Origin of the sequence: Plantibacter sp. CFBP 13570, assembly GCF_014841395.1 — a bacterium.
In the GTDB taxonomy this organism is placed as follows: domain Bacteria; phylum Actinomycetota; class Actinomycetes; order Actinomycetales; family Microbacteriaceae; genus Plantibacter; species Plantibacter auratus.
This window is the reverse complement of record NZ_JACYTW010000038.1, coordinates 22,181-38,156: the sequence shown is the minus strand read 5'-3', so window position 1 is coordinate 38,156 and position 15,976 is coordinate 22,181. Positions and strand designations below refer to the sequence as shown.

The 15,976-nt window shown below is 70.4% G+C and carries 16 protein-coding genes; 7 read left to right on the top strand and 9 right to left on the bottom strand.

Translation table 11 applies throughout. From position 1 onward, the window contains the following. The coding region (locus IFT89_RS13230) for an FAD-binding protein (RefSeq protein ID WP_202939184.1) at positions 1–418 on the bottom strand (418 nt) is incomplete at its 3' end. 63 nt (positions 419–481) lie between these two features. After that, complete coding sequence (locus IFT89_RS13225) at positions 482–1,054, bottom strand: hypothetical protein (RefSeq protein ID WP_202939183.1); 573 nt, start codon at positions 1,052–1,054, stop codon at positions 482–484. Between the two features lie 41 nt (positions 1,055–1,095). Between IFT89_RS13225 and IFT89_RS13220 the strand changes: the two genes are divergently transcribed. Further along, the gene (locus IFT89_RS13220) at positions 1,096–1,761 is read left to right on the top strand and encodes an SIMPL domain-containing protein (protein WP_202939182.1); all 666 of its coding nucleotides are present in this window, start codon (positions 1,096–1,098) and stop codon (positions 1,759–1,761) included. 8 nt (positions 1,762–1,769) lie between these two features. On the opposite strand, the gene IFT89_RS13215 is transcribed toward IFT89_RS13220, so the two are convergent. Then, complete coding sequence (locus IFT89_RS13215; protein WP_307783509.1) at positions 1,770–2,678, bottom strand: EamA family transporter; 909 nt, start codon at positions 2,676–2,678, stop codon at positions 1,770–1,772. Between the two features lie 117 nt (positions 2,679–2,795). Between IFT89_RS13215 and IFT89_RS13210 the strand changes: the two genes are divergently transcribed. Next, positions 2,796–3,677 carry a LysR family transcriptional regulator gene (locus tag IFT89_RS13210; RefSeq protein ID WP_192019763.1) on the top strand — a complete coding sequence of 294 codons (882 nt, stop codon included), beginning with the start codon at positions 2,796–2,798 and terminating at the stop codon, positions 3,675–3,677. 66 nt (positions 3,678–3,743) lie between these two features. Here the strand turns inward: IFT89_RS13210 and IFT89_RS20810 are convergent, their stop codons facing one another. Further along, positions 3,744–4,829 carry a GTP-binding protein gene (locus IFT89_RS20810; RefSeq protein ID WP_202939181.1) on the bottom strand — a complete coding sequence of 362 codons (1,086 nt, stop codon included), beginning with the start codon at positions 4,827–4,829 and terminating at the stop codon, positions 3,744–3,746. 93 nt (positions 4,830–4,922) lie between these two features. Between IFT89_RS20810 and ykgO the strand changes: the two genes are divergently transcribed. Continuing rightward, the gene (gene ykgO, locus IFT89_RS13200) at positions 4,923–5,045 is read left to right on the top strand and encodes a type B 50S ribosomal protein L36 (protein ID WP_079707423.1); all 123 of its coding nucleotides are present in this window, start codon (positions 4,923–4,925) and stop codon (positions 5,043–5,045) included. Between the two features lie 3 nt (positions 5,046–5,048). Here ykgO and IFT89_RS13195 read toward each other — a convergent pair whose 3' ends face one another. After that, positions 5,049–5,468: a hypothetical protein gene (locus tag IFT89_RS13195; protein WP_064294781.1), complete on the bottom strand. Its 420-nt coding sequence runs from the start codon at positions 5,466–5,468 to the stop codon at positions 5,049–5,051. Between the two features lie 242 nt (positions 5,469–5,710). Between IFT89_RS13195 and IFT89_RS13190 the strand changes: the two genes are divergently transcribed. Next, on the top strand, positions 5,711–6,778 hold the full coding sequence (locus IFT89_RS13190; protein WP_307783508.1) for a LacI family DNA-binding transcriptional regulator: 1,068 nt from the start codon (positions 5,711–5,713) through the stop codon (positions 6,776–6,778). A gap of 683 nt (positions 6,779–7,461) precedes the next feature. Here IFT89_RS13190 and IFT89_RS13185 read toward each other — a convergent pair. Beyond that, complete coding sequence (locus IFT89_RS13185; RefSeq protein WP_202939180.1) at positions 7,462–8,970, bottom strand: HNH endonuclease signature motif containing protein; 1,509 nt, start codon at positions 8,968–8,970, stop codon at positions 7,462–7,464. Between the two features lie 506 nt (positions 8,971–9,476). On the opposite strand from IFT89_RS13185, the gene IFT89_RS13180 reads away from it, so the two are divergent. The 3 genes from IFT89_RS13180 to IFT89_RS13170 all read left to right on the top strand — a co-directional run bounded on the left by IFT89_RS13180 (position 9,477) and on the right by IFT89_RS13170 (position 11,461). After that, on the top strand, positions 9,477–9,812 hold the full coding sequence (locus IFT89_RS13180; protein ID WP_202939179.1) for a DUF4440 domain-containing protein: 336 nt from the start codon (positions 9,477–9,479) through the stop codon (positions 9,810–9,812). A 260-nt stretch (positions 9,813–10,072) separates the two neighbouring features. Beyond that, positions 10,073–10,669, top strand: a complete 597-nt coding sequence (locus IFT89_RS13175; protein WP_194644864.1) for a hypothetical protein — start codon at positions 10,073–10,075, stop codon at positions 10,667–10,669. A 141-nt stretch (positions 10,670–10,810) separates the two neighbouring features. Further along, positions 10,811–11,461: a GntR family transcriptional regulator gene (locus tag IFT89_RS13170; RefSeq protein WP_124767670.1), complete on the top strand. Its 651-nt coding sequence runs from the start codon at positions 10,811–10,813 to the stop codon at positions 11,459–11,461. A 39-nt stretch (positions 11,462–11,500) separates the two neighbouring features. On the opposite strand, the gene IFT89_RS13165 is transcribed toward IFT89_RS13170, so the two are convergent. The 3 genes from IFT89_RS13165 to IFT89_RS13155 form a co-directional block, all read right to left on the bottom strand. Further along, entirely contained in the window at positions 11,501–12,751 is a 1,251-nt protein-coding gene (locus tag IFT89_RS13165; RefSeq protein WP_202939178.1) for an APC family permease, read from the bottom strand. Between the two features lie 43 nt (positions 12,752–12,794). After that, the gene (locus IFT89_RS13160; RefSeq protein ID WP_137244259.1) at positions 12,795–14,795 is read right to left on the bottom strand and encodes an ABC1 kinase family protein; all 2,001 of its coding nucleotides are present in this window, start codon (positions 14,793–14,795) and stop codon (positions 12,795–12,797) included. A 160-nt stretch (positions 14,796–14,955) separates the two neighbouring features. Then, the gene (locus IFT89_RS13155; RefSeq protein ID WP_191942061.1) at positions 14,956–15,936 is read right to left on the bottom strand and encodes a hypothetical protein; all 981 of its coding nucleotides are present in this window, start codon (positions 15,934–15,936) and stop codon (positions 14,956–14,958) included. Positions 15,937–15,976: the final 40 nt, after the last annotated feature.

Here is a 15,976-nt window from a genome sequence, read left to right as displayed (position 1 = left end):
GGGAGCCGGTGCCCGCCGCGGTCTCGACGAGGAGCCGACCGCGCGGGTCGTCGTCCTCGCGGCGGACGGCGCGGACCTGCACCGGGCGGCGGACCGCGAGGCCGAAACGCTCCTCGAACGCCGCGAAGTACGGCGGGATGACGTCGACACTCGGGGAGGCGGGATCGAGCTCGGGCTTCGGCATGCCGGGCAGGTCGTAGACCCCGTTGACGGTCGACATGGTGAGCGACCGCCATCGGTGCTGCCAGGCGCCGCCCGGGGCATCGTTCGCGTCGAGGACGACGAAGGTGCGTGCTGCGGTCGCGCCATCGGTGGTGCCCAGTGGGACGAAACCGCGCCGATGCAGGTGGTACGCGGCCGACAGTCCCGCCTGACCCGCGCCGATCACGACGACGTCGACGGTCTCCGGAGTGCTCACGTGCTCTGCAACGTCGTCGACCGCTCGGGCATTTCCGACGGGGTCCGAGCTCGCATCGGCGATTCAGCCGTGGGCCAGGACCTGCACGCCGATGACGAGGACACCCAGGAGCACGAGGGCCGCGAGGGCGATGAGCTGTTGCCAGACGGACAGCCGCGCGCGCCGGACGGCGACCCACCCGCTGAGCCCGAGGGTGACGAGGTAGACGATCGCGGACACGCGGAGGGAGGTCTCGAGTTCCATGACGTCGAACACGGCGAGCATGAGCAAAATGGTGGGTGTCGCGACGGTGAGGAGCGAGCCCCACGCGATCCGGAGCATGGAGTGCCACCCCCGCTCGTCGGGGAACGCCCCGTGGGCGGCGAGGTGCGCGATCATCTCGGCGACCAGGCCGGCGAGGGTGATGCCGACCACGCCGATGACGAGCGAGAAGAGCGCATCCGGCGCGTCGTGGTGCTCCACGTTCGCCGCCAGCACGAGGACGATCGCGAGGCCGGTGAAGGTCGCGTAGACGCGCTCCTTGAGGTACTTCGCGACCGTCTCGACGTCGCCGGGCGGCAGCCCGCGTCCCGCAGGACCGTGTGCGTCCCGCTGCCGTCCACGTCGTCGATCCGCCCAGGTTCCGCCGTCCGTCATGGTCCAGAGCGTAGCCGCCGTCGCGGGATAGAGTGCCGGGTATGAGCGAAACGATCATCACCGTCGAGGGCCGCTTCGACTACCACCACCCGGCTGAGCGTGGGACCGTCCTCATCTCGGCGGGGTTCCAGGGGCCGGAACGTGAGCCCGTCGTCTCCCACACCACCGCGCTGCACCGTGCGCTCAGTCAGGCGGCGGAGCAGCTCCGCGCGCAGTCGGCCGTGACCTGGTGGTCGGCCGATCGGCTGCGGGTGTGGAGTGAGCGGCCGTGGAACAAGGACGGGAAGCAGTTGCCGCTCGTGCACCACGCGACGGTCGCGCTCGAGGTGAAGTTCGCCGACCTGCAGGCGCTGGCCCGCTGGGCCGAGGAGATCGCGACCCAGGACGGCGTCACGGTGACCGGTGTCACGTGGGCGCTCACCGAGGTGACGAAGCACCGCATCACGGCCGAGGCCCAGCACAACGCCGTCCGCGACGCGGTGGGCCGCGCGACCGCCTACGCCACGAGTCTCGGGCTCGGCGCTGTGCGGCCGGTCGCCCTGGCGGAACCCGGCATGCTGGGCGACGACACTCGCTCGCCGTCGAGCCAGGCCGCAGCACCGATGATGCGCGGGGCCGCGGCTCCTGCCGGCGACACCGCGCTCGACCTGAAGCCGGAGGACATCACGGTGTCCTCCCGCGTGCACGCCCGCTTCGCCGCGTCCTGACCCGACGATCAGCTCGGCGCGATGCTCGGCTGCACCTCGGGTGCGCGACCCCGCCTGGCTGAGAGCACGGCGCCGATCCCGGCACCGACCACGCAGGCGATGCCGAGCCACTGCGGTGTCGTGAGCTGCTGACCGAGCACGAGGAGTCCAGCGATCGCGGCGATGGCCGGCGCGGATGCGAGCAGGATCGAGAAGGTCGCGGCGCTGAGGCGTCTGAGGGCGACGAACTCCAGCGCGTACGGCACGGCCGACGAGAGCGCGGCGACGCCCAGGCCGAGCAGGAGGATGACGGGATCGAACAGGGCGATGCCCGCGGTCGTCGCGGCGAGTGGGATGGTCACGAGCGCGCCGATGGCGGCGGCGATCGCCAGACCGTTCAGGCCGGGGAACTCCGACCCCGTCCGCGCCGACAGCAGGATGTAACCGATCCAGAGGGCGCCGGCGGCGAGTGCGAGGACGACGCCGATCGGGTCGAGTGCGGCCGTCGGTCCGCTGTGGAGGAGCACCCCGCCGAGGAGGAGGACGCCGACGAGGGCGACGCCCGCCCAGAGCGCGCTCGTCCATCGACGACCCGCGATGACGCTGAGTGCCAGCGGGCCGAGGATCTCGAGGGTCACCGCCGGGCCGAGCGGGATGCGGTCCAGCGCCAGGTAGAAGCAGACGTTCATCGCGGCGAGGACGAGCCCGAAGCCGACCGCCGACCCCCAGGCGCTCCTCGGGTGTCCGCGGAGGGCCGGGCGGGCCACGGCCAGCAGGATAAGCGCGGCGAACACGAGCCGCAGCGTCACCATGCCGATCGGACCGACCTGCGGGAACAGCGTGACCGCGATCGACGCGCCGAGCTCCTGACAGACGAGTCCGGCCAGGACGAGGAGGGCGCCGGTCGCCGCCTGGCTCGGTCGCGGTCTGCGGATCACTGCACCACGCTAGCGCGCCCGGTCGCCGAGCCTCATCCGGTCACCGAGCGCGCCCCGGTCACCGAGCTTGTCGAGGTGCCGCCCCAGTCGGGCTCGCCGGTGCGGCATCATGAGGGCATGAGGATCGACGAACTCGCGTACCTTCGGGCGCTCGCCGAAGACGGTCACGTCCCGTACGCCGCTGAGGCGCTCGGTATCTCCCAGTCGACGCTCACGAGGGCGATCGGTCGGCTCGAGGCGGACGCCGGGGTCGAGTTGTTCGACCGCCACCGCAGCCGGCTCGAACTCAACCGCTACGGTGAGATCCTCCTCGTGCACGCGCTCCGGGCGCAGACCGAGCTCGACAATGCGCAGTCGCGGATCGACGAGCTCCGCGACCCCTCGGCGGGCCTCGTGTCCATCGCCTACGTCTCGTCCCTCGGTGGCTGGCTCATCCCGCGCATCGTGAGTGAGTACCGCCAGCTGCTGCCGGACATCCGGTTCGTCCTCGACGGCGGGAAGGCCGACAGTGTGTTGGACGCGCTCCGCTCCGGCTCGGCCGACGTCGCCTTCCTCAGCCCGGAACCGCGTGATCCGGACATCGAGTGGCGTCCGCTCACCTCCGAGCGGCTCGCGCTGGGTGTGCCGGTCGGGCATGCGTTCGCCGATCGGACGTCGTTGGCGGCGTCCGACCTCGAGCAGACGGAGTTCCTCGCGATGACGACGGACTCGGGGCTCCGGCAGATCGCGGACGCGTACTTCGCGAGGCACGGCGTCGTGCCCCGGGTGGCGATGGAGGTGTCCGAGCTGTCGACGCTCCGTGGTCTCGTGCGCGCAGGGGTCGGGATCGCCGTTCTCCCCGATTCCACGAGCATGGAGGGCGTCGTGCTCGTCCCGCTCGACGACGAGGCGGTCCGGGTGATCGGTGTCGCCACCAGCCGTGCCCGGGCGGTGTCTCCCGCCGTCGAGCAGTTCGTGCGGTTTGTCCGCGAGGAGTGGGTGAGCGCGCGGATCCACTGAGTCGCCCGGACCTGCACGAAATCGACCGGGATCCGAGCCGTTTCAGGCAGTTGACGGGCCGGCCGCTCAGCGCTCGCGGGTGGTGCTCCATGGCGTGAAGGCGTCCGGGTAGTGCGCCCACGCCACCGGCCCGGCGAGGAGTTCCTCGTCCGTCAGGGTGCAAGCGTGCAGGGCGGCGGAGATGGCGACCTCGTCGAGGTCGATCCCGGTGACGACGAGCTCCTGACCGAGCGGTGCGCCGGGGTCGTTCGTCTCGAACGACGTGGGTTCCAGATCGATCATCGAGCCGACGTGCTGCAGGACGCCGACGCGGGAGGCGCGCGTCGCGAGGACGAGGAACCCCGCCGTACGGATGACCTGGCCGAACCGCCCCGCCTCGATCGGTCCGTCGAAGCATGCGAGGAGCCGTTCCGGGTGCATCGGCCGGGGGCTGTCGAACCGCAGGGTGGTCACGCGGTCGTGATCCACCCACGGCCGGTGCTCGCCGTTCAGCATCGCGATCCACCCGGGGGAGGTGCTGAAGCGGTCCAGTTCGAACGGGGAGTCGCGGTAGCGGGCGAGCGGCTCACGGGTGCTCGCAGTCGCCGGAGTGCCGGGTGTGGCGCGCGGTCGGGCCGCGACCGGCTCGACCATCCGCGTCAGCGCCGTCGGGTTCAGGTGGCTGAGGAGCGCGAGGAGCACCGCGAGTCGCTCGTGTGTGACGCCGCGTCGGCCTGCGACGGCGATGGTGTCCGCGTACTCGAGCTGCTCCACGGTGATCATCGACCGTGCGGTGTACGCCGTGTCGCCGTCCTCGTCGTGGGTGACGTACTCGTCGTCCTGGAGGTCGTGCAGCAGATGGGCTGCGTCGACGACGGTCACGACGGCGTCCAGGACGGCCGTGTCGCGGTGCCCGAGGACGGCGGAGACTGCGTCGACCGGGCGGACCGTGCTCCCGCAATCGAGGACGAGGTGCCGGGGAGCGAGCGGGTGTCGCGCGACGGCGTCGATCGCGTCGTCGATGTCAGGGTGGGCGCTCTCGGCGTCGTCCTGCCGTTCGATCGTGACGAGCGCCGCGGATCGTCCGGCGATCTGTCGGGCCACGGTGCGACGCTCCGGCGGACAGGTGCCGAGGACGAGCGTCACGGTCAGCGGCACGTGAGGCGTGGTCACGGCGGGTTCTCCTGGTCGATGGGTGCTACAGTGCGTTCTGTTGAGAATCGTTCTCAACAAGGTAGCACGCATCGTGATCACCAGGAGGTCGCCATGAAGGTCCGCGCTTCACTCAAGTCGCTCAAGGACAAGCCGGGGTCCCAGATCGTCCGCCGCCGTGGCCGGGTGTTCGTCATCAACAAGCAGAACCCGCGGTGGAAGGGTCGCCAGGGCTGAGTGTCAGCCGCGCACCACGTTCACGACGATCGTGACGACGCCCAGCGCGGCGATGACGTACGCCCAGAAGCGGACGGGGATGAAGAAGAGTGTGGAGCTCGGGCGGCTGTAGAGCTGCTCGCCGGTCTGCGGGTGGCGCACGGGCACGGCCTCCTGCTTGACGGTGATGCCGTGCTCGTTGACGTACGGCTGCGCGAGCTGCTGCCAGACGACGACCGGCCGCGGTGCGTCCAGCTTCGCCAGCGCGAACTTCCCGAAGGCCCAGCAGGCGACGGCGCCGAGCAGGAATCCGATGCCGACGAACACCCCGGACTGCGCCGATCCGCCGTCGGGTGAGACGATCGCCTTGATGAGGAAGCCGGCGCCGACGGAGAGCCCGAAGATCAGGAAGACGACGATGCCCCAACGGGTCCAGATGATCATGTGTGCTCCTGTTCGGGTGTCGGTCGCGACGCGCAGCTGAACACGCGGCGCCCGCGCGACCGGTGGCTCGTCCATCACGGTACCGAGGTCGGCTGTCCACCGGCGATGGGGAGCGGTGCCCATGCGGGCTACCTGCCGAACCGCTGGAGGTGGCGCGGAGAGCGCAGCCGTGCCGTGAACGGACGGATACGCTTCTCGGGGAGAGGCGTGCGGACCTCGTCAGGTGGGAGCCGGCAGCACTGGTGGGTAACGACGACGGGCGGGCACGGGTCGCGACCATCTTCGATGTGGCGCGCCTCGCCGGGGTCTCGCATCAGACCGTGTCCCGGGTGCTCAACGATCTGCCGAACGTGCGACCGGCGACGAGGCAGCGGGTCGAGCAGGCGATCACGCAGTTGCGGTACACGCCCTCGCAGGCCGCACGGTCGCTCGTCACCCGCCGTTCACGAACGATCGGCCTCATCACGACCGGTGGGCCGGACTACGGGCCGTCGAGTACGGCGCTCGGCTTCAATGAGGCCGCACGGGACGCCCGGTATGCCGTGAGCATGGCGAGCATGCTGGAGTCGGATCCGGCGTCGCTGCGGCAGGCCGTCGAGTTGCTGCTGCGGCAGAACGTCGAGGCGATCGTGCTCATCGCCGCGCATCGTGGGGCGCTCGACGCGGTGCGCGGGATCGAGCTGGGGGTGCCCCTCGTCGCGGTCGAGTCGACTCACCGGGACGGGTTCCACCGTGTCTCCATCGACCAGTACCAGGGGGCGCGGATCCTCGTCGACCACCTCGTCGGGTTGGGGCATCGCCGCATCGCCCATCTCGCGGGGCCGGCGGATTCGGTGGACGCGTTGGAGCGGGTGCGGGGGTGGCGTGATGCGCTGTCCGAGCACGGGCTCGTCGCCCGCGAACCGCTGGTGGGCGACTGGACGCCGGCGAGCGGGTTCCGGCTCGGGCGGGAGCTCGTGGCGGACCTCGGGGTCGGAGACGATGACGACGGGCGGTCCGGTGGACGGGGCGGTGGGCTGTTCACGGCCGTGTTCGCGGCGAACGACCAGATGGCGCTCGGCGTGATCCACGCGCTGTCGGAGCGGGGCCTGCGGGTGCCGGACGACGTGAGCGTCGTCGGGTTCGATGACATCCCGGAGGCTGAGCACTTCGCGCCGCCGCTGACGACGATGCGGCAGGACTTCCCGGAGCTCGGGCGGACGATCATGTCGACGCTGCTCGAGGTGCTGAGCGATGCGGACTCCGTCGGCGTGGTGCGTTCGGTGCCGCAGCTCATCGTGCGGGAGTCGACGGCGGCCCCGAGCGCCTGAGCTGAGCTCGATCCCGTTCCTCGGCCCGGCGCCCCGCCCCCGAGGCAGCAGCCCGGTGCCTGAGCCGGAGTTCTTGGCCCCCTGAGCAGGTGTCCAGGGTTCCTGAGTCAGTGTCCCCGGTCCCTGAGCTTGTCGAAGGGCGGGTGGTCGCTCGTGGGCCCTTCGACAGGCTCAGGGACCGGGATGGCCGGGTTGTCGAGGACGGCGTCGGTCGCTGAGCGTGTCCGAGGCAGGGCGGTTCCCGTTTCGGTCCCTGAGCTTGTCGAAGGGCAGGTGGGGAGGTTGTTCGTGGGCCCTTCGACAGGCTCAGGGAACGGCGCCCCGGATGCGAAGCCTGCGTTCGGCTGGCGGGCGTGTCGAGACGTCATGGTGTCCCGTCTCGGTCCCTGAGCTTGTCGAAGGGCAGGTATGACGGCTGTTCGTGTGCTCGTCGACAGGCTCAGGGACCGGGGTGGCCGGGTTGTCGAGTAGGGCGTCGTTCCCTGAGCGTGTGGGGGTGTGCTGGCTCCCCGTTTCCGACCCTGAGCTTGTCGAAGGGCGGGTGGGTCGGTTGTTCGTAGGCCCTTCGACAGGCTCAGGGACCGGGTACCCGACTGCCGGGCTTGCCGGGCAGGGTGGTTCCCGTGTCGGTCCCTGAGCTTGTCGAAGGGCAGCGGGTGCGGAGGCAGACGGGTGCCCCGGGTTCAGGCGGCGAGGTGGATGCGTCCGCCTCGGATGGGGGTTTGGTGTCGGTCGATGTGGCTGGGTGGGATGAACCAGGGGACACCGTTTTGGACGCGGATGGTCCAGTGGTCGTCGTGGATGCGGTGGTGGTGGAAGGGGCAGAGGAGGATGCCGTTGTCGAGGTTGGTGGGTCCGCCTCGGGACCACCAGGTGATGTGGTGGGCTTCGGTGAAGGATGGTGGGTGGGTGCAGCCGGTCCAGGCGCAGCCGCCGTCGCGTTCGGCGAGGGCGAGTTTCTGGGCGCGGGAGAACAGTCGGGTGCTGGTGCCGAGGTCGAGGACCTGGGATGGTCCGCGGAGCACTGCGGGGATGAGGTTGGCGTCGGCGGCGAGGCGGCGGAGGGCGCCGGGGCCGATGGGTTCGTCGATGCCGTCGATGGTGGTGGTGCCGAGACCGGTTTCGAGGGTGTCGTGGTCGGTGCGGATGATGACGGTGACGGGGGTGAGTTCGGTGGCGGCGCTGCTGCAGCCGGCCAGGTGGCGGAAGGTCTCGGTGAGGGCGATGGCGCGGCGTCGGTCGATGGGGATGAGCGTGGTGGCGGGCATGGGGTGACCGGACCCGTCTGGGGCGTCGGTGTCGGACGGCTGCTCGGGGTCGATGAAGCGGGGTTTGCGGATGCTTGCGGTGATCAGGGCGTCGAGGCCGGCGCGGATGAAGGCGGCGCTTTCTGGGGCGAGTTCGGCGCGGAGGAGGGTCATGCCGGTGGGGAGTTCGTGGATGGTGCAGCGTTCCGCTCGGCGGAGGAGTTCGTCGCGGGGTTCGCGGCCGTCTTGGTCGAGGCGGGTGCGGACGAGTTTCGCGATGCGGGTGACGTCTTGCAGGGGTGTGTGTCCGGCGTGCTCGATCGCGATGACCGACGCCGCCTCGAGCTCGCCTCTGCTGCAGATGCGGCCCGCGTTGCGGAGCTCCCGGACGATGACCGCGGCCCCGTCGACGCTCAGGGGTGCCCGTGGTGTGCCGAGCAGGCTCAGGCCACGTGGGTCATCTTCCGCCGTGGCGGAGAGCGGATCGGCGGTTAGTTCGGTTGTGGCGTCGAGATCCTGGGTCGGTTCGACTGCCGCAGCGACCGCCGGGAACGGGCATTCCTCCAGCTCGCCGAGCAGCCCGCGAGGCTGCGTGATCGCGGCACCGACCTCCGCGATCGCGGCGCCTCGGGCGCGTGCCACCCGCCACCGCTCGGACACCATGACGCCCGGGTTCGCGTAACCGGCGGCCCGCACGAGCGTGCCGTCGCGGCCAGTAGGCGAAGGTCGGAGGGCGATCGCGCCGACGACGCGGGCGGCGAGGACCTCGACCGCGTGCTGCACGGCGCCGAGTTCGTCGAGGAGACGGAGGATCGCCTCGTCGTTCATGTTCTCGAGCTGCTCCGCGACACCTGCGCCGGGGCGGATCGCGTCGAGCGCGCCCTGCCAGACGACATCGAACCCGGCCGCGGCGGCGGCGAGCGGGTTCGGTGCGGTGCTGGTCATGGATCCATCCAAACACGGACCACTGACATTCGAACGGCCAACGAATCATCCGCTGATCTGGGTATTTATCCGACAGTTGATGTTTGCTCGTGGGCCCTTCGACAGGCTCAGGGAGCGGGTGTCCTCGGCGGTCGATGTGCGGCGGGGGAGGCTGCCCGTGGGCCCTTCGACAGGCTCAGGGAACGGGTCTCCACGGTTGTCGAGGAGCGGTCCGGCAGGTCCCTCGGGGTGCCCTTCGACAGGCTCAAGGACCGACGGTGACGCGGTCGCGGAGTCCGCCTCTGGTGGGGAAGGTCGCTCGTGGGCCCTTCGACAGGCTCAGGGAACGAGTGTCCTCGGCGGTCGAGGTGCGGCGGGGAAGGTTGCCCGTGGGCCCTTCGACAGGCTCAGGGAACGGGTCACCGCGGTTGTCGCGGCGCGGTCCGGGAGGTCCCTTGTGGGCCCCTCGACAAGCTCAGGGACCGGCCGCGACACCGCAGCGCCAGGCCCGCGCGTAGGATCACCGCATGCGTTCATCGGCGATCGACACGGTTCTGACGTTCATGCGGGCGTTCCGCGAGCAGGATCGGCCTGCCGCCGAGGCGCTGATGCATGCGGATTTCGTCTTCACGAGCCCGCAGGACGACCACCTCGACCGAACGACCTGGCTCGAGCGCTGCTTCCCGAGCGCCGACCATTTCGACACCCCGGGGGTGACGCTCCAGATCGTCGAGACCGACGGCATCGTCCTCCGCCGCTACGAGTATGTCGTGCAAGGGAAGACGTACCGCAACCTGGAGGCGACTCGCGTCGTCGACGGCACCGTCCGGGAGGTCGAGGTCTACTTCGGTGGCGCTGTCTGACGGGTCTCCGCCGATTCGCCCGGCAGGTCCGCGACTCAGTGGCCGAGCAGCGCGTCGAGCCGTTCGAACCCCTCGACGACGCCACGCTCCATTCCGTTCTCGATCATGCCGCGCGTCCTTCGATGCTCGGGAACACGCTCCATCCCGACACGCGCGTACGGCCGTCGCCGAGGTCTGAAAACCGTATCGTCGAGATCTGTCAAGGTCCGCGCTGCCCATCGGGTCGCTCCACCCCGTTCTGACAGGATTGAGGCATGCGCATGAGTTCTCGTCGAACGACCCTGGCCGCGGCTCTCACGGTCGCCGCCCTCGCCCTCACCGGTTGCTCCACCGGCTCCTCGTCGGACGCTGACCGCGCCTCCGCTCCGCCGACGCCGTCGGTGTCGCAGCCGCCGAGCACGCCGCTCCAGGAGCACACACTCACCGACGACGTCGACGGTACGAAGGTGACCGCCCTCGCGATCGTCGACGACTTCCCGGCGCCTGCCGGCACCACCGACGGCCTGCGCCCGATGCTCGTCCAGGTCCGGCTCGAAGCCGGCGACGAGTACGGCGGCAGTGTTTTCCCCTACCGGGTCTCCGTCACCACCCGAGCCGTCAACCTCGACTATGTGACGCTCGGTCTCGGAACGCCCGAGGAGCTGAAGGCGCCGATGGCCGCGGCCGGCTACTCGCTCCTGCAGGCGACGCCCGCCGGTGAGACGGCGACGGGCTGGATCGGCGCCTGGGTGCGCACTGATGAGACCGAGTTCGACCTCGTCTACGACCGCACAGAGGGCAAGGTCATCGGCGGCAGCAAGAGCGGCGAGGTCGTGCCGCCGAGCCGTGACATCATCCCGCTCATCCCGCAGGACTAGCCGCCGATCGAGGGCGACCCGGTGAGGTCCGAGCGGTGACCCAGCCCGTCAGGTGTCGTGGGATCTCGCGTCAACCCCGGGTGGATCCGCTGATATTCGGTACGCTGATGGCATAGCATTCGCCGACGAAGGAGATCCCGCATGCCCGTGCCCTCAGCCAACCCGCCCGTCGAGCGTCGTTCACTCCGCGAGGTCGCGGTCGAACGCATCCGCACGGCCATCTTCGACGGCACCCTCGAGCCCGGTGAGCACCTCAACGACGGCGAACTCCAGTCCTGGCTCGGGATCTCCCGCACGCCGATCCGCGAGGCCCTCAACGACCTCGCCCGCGTCGGCCTCATCGAGATGGCCGCACAGCGGTACACCCGCGTCGCCCTGCCCGACCCGGCCCAGCGCACCGAGGTCATGCAGACGCTGGGTGCGATGCTCGGCGGTGTCGTCCGCGTCACCGTCCCCGGCCTCGGCGCGACGCAGAAGAAGGCGCTCGTCCGCTCGATCAACCAGGTGATCGTGGTCGTCGAGCAGCGCGACATCGCCGAGCACGGGCGACTCAGCTGGGAGCTCTTCGACGCGTTCATCGCCGCGTGCCCGAACGCCACGCTCGTCGCTGCGACGAAGGACATCATCGACGGCCTCACCTACCGGTCCTCCGCGACGCGCACCGAGGAGAACACCGACTGGGCTGCCAAGGAGCAGGGCTACCCGGCACTCCGCGAGGCGGTCGAGGCCGGCGACGCGATCGCCGCCGAACTGGCCGTCGAGAACATCTTCCGCCTCTCCGCGCAGCTGTAGCCGGTCGGCCCTTCGACAAGCTCAGGGACCGGGGGCCGGTCACCGAGCTCGTCGAGGTGCCAGCACCGCCCGCCCGGCGAACCCGAGGAGCACGACCACCGTGCCCACGATGACCGACGTCGGCGGCAGCGTGAACATGAGGACGACGCAACCGACGGCGCCGAACACACTGACCGCGCGCGGGTACCGTCGGTGCTCGCGCGTCTGGCGGAACGCCGCGACGTTGGCGACCACGTAGTAGAGCAGCACGCCGAACGAGGAGAACCCGATCGCGCTCCGGAGGTCGACGAGCAGGACGAGCACGATGACGACCGCGCCGACGAGCAGTTCCGCGCGGTAGGGGGTCGCGAACCGCGGGTGCACCGCGTCGAGCGCTCGTGGCAGGTCGCCGGTCCTCGCCATCGCGAAGGCGGTGCGTCCGATGCCCGCGAACACGGCGAGGAGCGCCCCCAGACAGGCCGCCGCCGCGCCGAGCCGCACCAGTGTCGCAGCCCACTGCCAGCCGTTCGCCTCCACCACCGCGGCCAGGGGTCGTGCACTGGCTGCGAGGCCGTCCGCGCCGAGCGTGAGCAGCGACACGACCGCGACGGCCGCGTAGACGACCACGGCGACGGCGAACGCGATCCCGATGGCGCGCGGGATCGTCTTGGCCGGATCGCGGACCTCCTCGCCCAGGGTCGCGATCCGCGCGTACCCGGCGAAGGCGAAGAACAGCAACCCCGCGGACTGCAGCACGGCGAGCGGGCCGGCGTCGAACCCGAGCGACGCGACCCCCGTCGAACCGGCGTCCGGCCCGACGACGCCTGAACCGACGACCACGGCGAGGACCAGGAGGACGGCCACCACGATCATCCGGGTCGCGGTCGCGGTGCGGGTGACCCCGAGGCAGTTGGTCACGACCACGAGGGCGACCGCGAGCGCGGCGACCGGGCGACTCCACTCGGCCGGTGCCGCATACGCTGCGAAGGCGACCGCCATGGCTGCGGCGCTCGCGGTCTTGCCCACCACGAAGCTCCATCCGGCGGCGAAGCCCCACCACGGCCCGATGAGTTCGCGGCCGTAGAGGTAGGTGCCGCCGGCCGAGGGGAGTTGCGCGGCGAGCTGCGCGGAGGACATCGCGTTGCAGCAGGCGACGACCGCGGCGATGACGAGCCCGATGAGGAGTCCTGCGCCGGCGACCTCCGCCGCCGGCTGGAACACCGCGAAGACGCCGGCGCCCATCATCGAGCCCAGGCCGATGAACACCGCGGCGCTCGTGCCCAGGCGTCGCTGCAGTCGGGGATCGCTCACCCGATCACGGTAGTGCCGTCAGGTGAACAGCGGGGTGCTCCGGTCACCGACCCCGACGGACGACGGTCTGTCGCAGGACGCGCAGCAGCCCCAGGAAGCCGAGGAACCCGATGAACGCCGCGATGAGATCGAACACCCGCAGGCCGCCGGGGAGGACCGGGCCGGCACCGGTGACGACGAGGACCACGGCGATCACGAGGGCGGCGATCGAGATCAGGGTTCCGACGATCTCAGCGGTCACGCCCTCCACGAGTCCCTTCGCCGGTTCGTCGGCGAAGCCCTTCAGCGTCACGCCGACCGTCCCGTCCTCGAGTCCGGACAGCAGCGAGTCGAGTCGACGCGGGAGGTTACGGGCCAACGCGGCGGTGACGGCGGCCTGCGCCTGCAGGGTGACCGCCGTTTGCCGGATGGACTGCGAGCGGCGGAGGAGGCGCGGGACCATCGGGAGGGCCTGTTCGAACATGTCGAAGTCGGGGTCGAGCGCCTTGAGGCACCCTTCGAGGGTCGCGAAGCTCCGGAACGCGGCGGCGAGGTCGCCGGGGAGCGCGATGTGGTGCTGCCGGATGACGTCGAGGAGCCGGCTGAAGATCGAGCCGTCGCCACCCGGGCGGTGACGCTCGGTGGTGATGACGATGCCCACGTCGTGGCGCAGGGCGTCGAGGTCGGCCTCCTCAGGCAGGTCGACGATGAGGAGGAGGGCGTCGGTCGCCGCGATGTCGTCCTCGCTGACGGTCGCGAGCATCACCGCGGTGAGCCGCTGCCGCTGGCTGCGCTCGATGACGCCGACGGCCCCGAAGTCGATCAGCCCGAGCGATCCGTCCTCGCGGAGGATGACGTTGCCCGGGTGGAGGTCGGCGTGGAAGACGCCGTGCACGAGGATCTGTTCGAGCACGACCTCCATGAGGCCGGTGGCGAGGGTCTCGCGTTCCTCCTTGGGGATGGTCGCGATGCGGTCCCGCGCTCGACTGAGCGGCAACCCGTCGACGAGGTCCATGGTGAGCAGGCGGGCGCCGGAGGCCGCCGGATAGACGCGCGGCACCGTGATCCGGACGCCCTCGTCGCGCTCCTCGCGACGCTTCAAGGTGCTGCGGATCATCTCCACGTTGCGGGCTTCGATCCGGTAGTCGAGCTCCTCGAGCAGCGTCGAGGTGAAGGCGCGCGCGACCGAAGCGAGGCGGAGGTCCTGCCCGAACTTGGTGTGCGTCTCAGCGCGCTCGGCGAGGCGGACGACGATGTCGGCGTCGGCCTCGACCTGCACCCGCGCGGCCGGTCGCTGGACCTTCACGACCACGGGGGTGCCGTCGAGCAGCTCGGCGGTATGCACCTGCGCGACGGACGCCGCAGCGAGCGGCTCGGAGTCGATCGACGCGAACACGGTGTCGATGGGAGCACCGAGTTCCGTCTCGATGACGACCTGGACCTCGTGCCAGGGCAGCGTGGTCGCTTCGGACTGCAGCGACGCGAGGGCGCTGAGGTACGGCTCGGGCACCAGGTCGCGTCTCGTCGAGAGCACCTGTCCGAGCTTCACGAAGGTGACGCCGGAGTCGTTGATCGTGGCGATGATCGCGTTGGCGCGCTGCTCGCTCGTGGTGAGTTCGAGCTGGACGCGGGACCGGCCGTGCACGAGCCATCCTGCGCCGTGCCGCGACGCGATGGTGAGGATCTGCAGGTATCGCCTCGTCCGTCGCCGTCGTTTGATCGCGGAGCGGACGACGTCGATCGGGTTCATCAGCGGCCGGGTCGGGATGATGACCTCGATGGCGACGAGGACACCGAGCCCGAGCGCGAAGATCCAACCGATCGCGAGGAGGGCGACGGCGATCGCCGCGAAGGCCGCTCGAGCATCTCCGGACTCACCCGGCTGGACCAGGCCGGTCTGTTGCAGCAGCCAGTTCACGAACGGTGGGCCGGTGACGAACACGACGAGCCCGACGAGGATGCTGCGCGGCCATCCGACCGGGGCGTCGAGCACCCGCCGCGCGGCGAATCCGAGGAGCAGCGCCGACACGACCGCCAGGACGATGGTGAGTGCGTCAGTCAGCATCCGGCATCCCCTCGTGGGTCGAGCGGTCGTCTCGTCCCGCCCGCCAGCGTATCCGGCCCGGCTGAGCGAGCGCGAGCGATGATGCGCTCACCGAGAGCGCACAAGACGCTCTCAAACGCGGCTTGGGCGGACATCTTCTGCACTCTCGGTGGGCGGGTCATCACCCGAGGGCGTCGCGACGGCGGATGAGTTCCTGTAGTTGCTCGTCACGGCGGTCGGCGTCCATCCGTCCCATCGCGCGCAGTGAGGAGTCGTATACGGATGCCGCTTGCTCCGTCGTGCAGTCGAGCACGGCGGCGATGCGGGCAAGGGACTCGTTCTCCGACATCGTGCTCCCGACCACGTCTGCGATCGCGGCCCAGGACCGACGGGCGTCGGAACGCACACGCTCGTCGCCGATGTGTCGGTCGAGCTCTCGGCGCTCGCTCGCGGGGTCGGCCCGGTGGCGGTTCTGCTTGGCGACCTGACGCGCCACCATCTCCGCGGTCAGCTCGACCCGGAGCGGTTCGGCGAGGCGGAGCCCGAGTTCGACGACCACGACGTGGAGGTCGCACGGTCCTTCTCGGAGCTCCGTCGGGGTCGCGCGTTCCTGGACATGCACGGGGACCCGGGCGTACTCACCCGGCTCGAGCGGGACCCCGCGTTGCTGCGCTGAACTCATCCAGGCGAAGCCGAATGTGACCTCGCCCGGTTCCGTGAGCGCTCCGATGGCATGGAAGGAATCACCCTCTGGAGACCAACGAGAGTGACCGAGGTTGACGACGTCGATGACGAGCTGCGTCGGGTCGGAGATCTCCTCCACAAACGGCGGCCAGCGGAGCACCAAGCCCTGTCGGCGTTCTGCTCGGCTCGGTCGCACGACCAACGTGTCCGGGTGCACGCGCACCACCGGAGGCTGCTCTCCCGGATGCAGCTGTGCCAGGCGCCAGGTCCGGTGGTCCGCGTCGACCGGCGAACCGAGATACACCGCACCGCTCTCCAGCCGGCGGAGCACCCGCCAACCATCCGACGGGGCCTCGGCGGTGGTGGCGTCGTCGACGCCGCAAGCCAGTTCGTCCGCCAGCTCCGAGAGTGTCGTGCCGTCGCCGGTGAGTGCGTCGCCGTCGACCTCGAGGTCCCCGATCCGTGGTGCATCATCCATGGAAGCCATGCCCGATGGTCTCACGCGACCACCGCCACCG

Coding starts and splice junctions, on each gene's coding strand:
- IFT89_RS13225 (WP_202939183.1), bottom strand. CDS start 1,054: ATGACGGACGGCGGAACCTGGGCGGATCGACGACGTGGACGGCAGCGG.
- IFT89_RS13220 (WP_202939182.1), top strand. CDS start 1,096: ATGAGCGAAACGATCATCACCGTCGAGGGCCGCTTCGACTACCACCAC.
- IFT89_RS13210 (WP_192019763.1), top strand. CDS start 2,796: ATGAGGATCGACGAACTCGCGTACCTTCGGGCGCTCGCCGAAGACGGT.
- ykgO (WP_079707423.1), top strand. CDS start 4,923: ATGAAGGTCCGCGCTTCACTCAAGTCGCTCAAGGACAAGCCGGGGTCC.
- IFT89_RS13195 (WP_064294781.1), bottom strand. CDS start 5,468: ATGATCATCTGGACCCGTTGGGGCATCGTCGTCTTCCTGATCTTCGGG.
- IFT89_RS13185 (WP_202939180.1), bottom strand. CDS start 8,970: ATGACCAGCACCGCACCGAACCCGCTCGCCGCCGCCGCGGCCGGGTTC.
- IFT89_RS13180 (WP_202939179.1), top strand. CDS start 9,477: ATGCGTTCATCGGCGATCGACACGGTTCTGACGTTCATGCGGGCGTTC.
- IFT89_RS13175 (WP_194644864.1), top strand. CDS start 10,073: ATGAGTTCTCGTCGAACGACCCTGGCCGCGGCTCTCACGGTCGCCGCC.
- IFT89_RS13170 (WP_124767670.1), top strand. CDS start 10,811: ATGCCCGTGCCCTCAGCCAACCCGCCCGTCGAGCGTCGTTCACTCCGC.
- IFT89_RS13160 (WP_137244259.1), bottom strand. CDS start 14,795: ATGCTGACTGACGCACTCACCATCGTCCTGGCGGTCGTGTCGGCGCTG.
- IFT89_RS13155 (WP_191942061.1), bottom strand. CDS start 15,936: ATGGATGATGCACCACGGATCGGGGACCTCGAGGTCGACGGCGACGCA.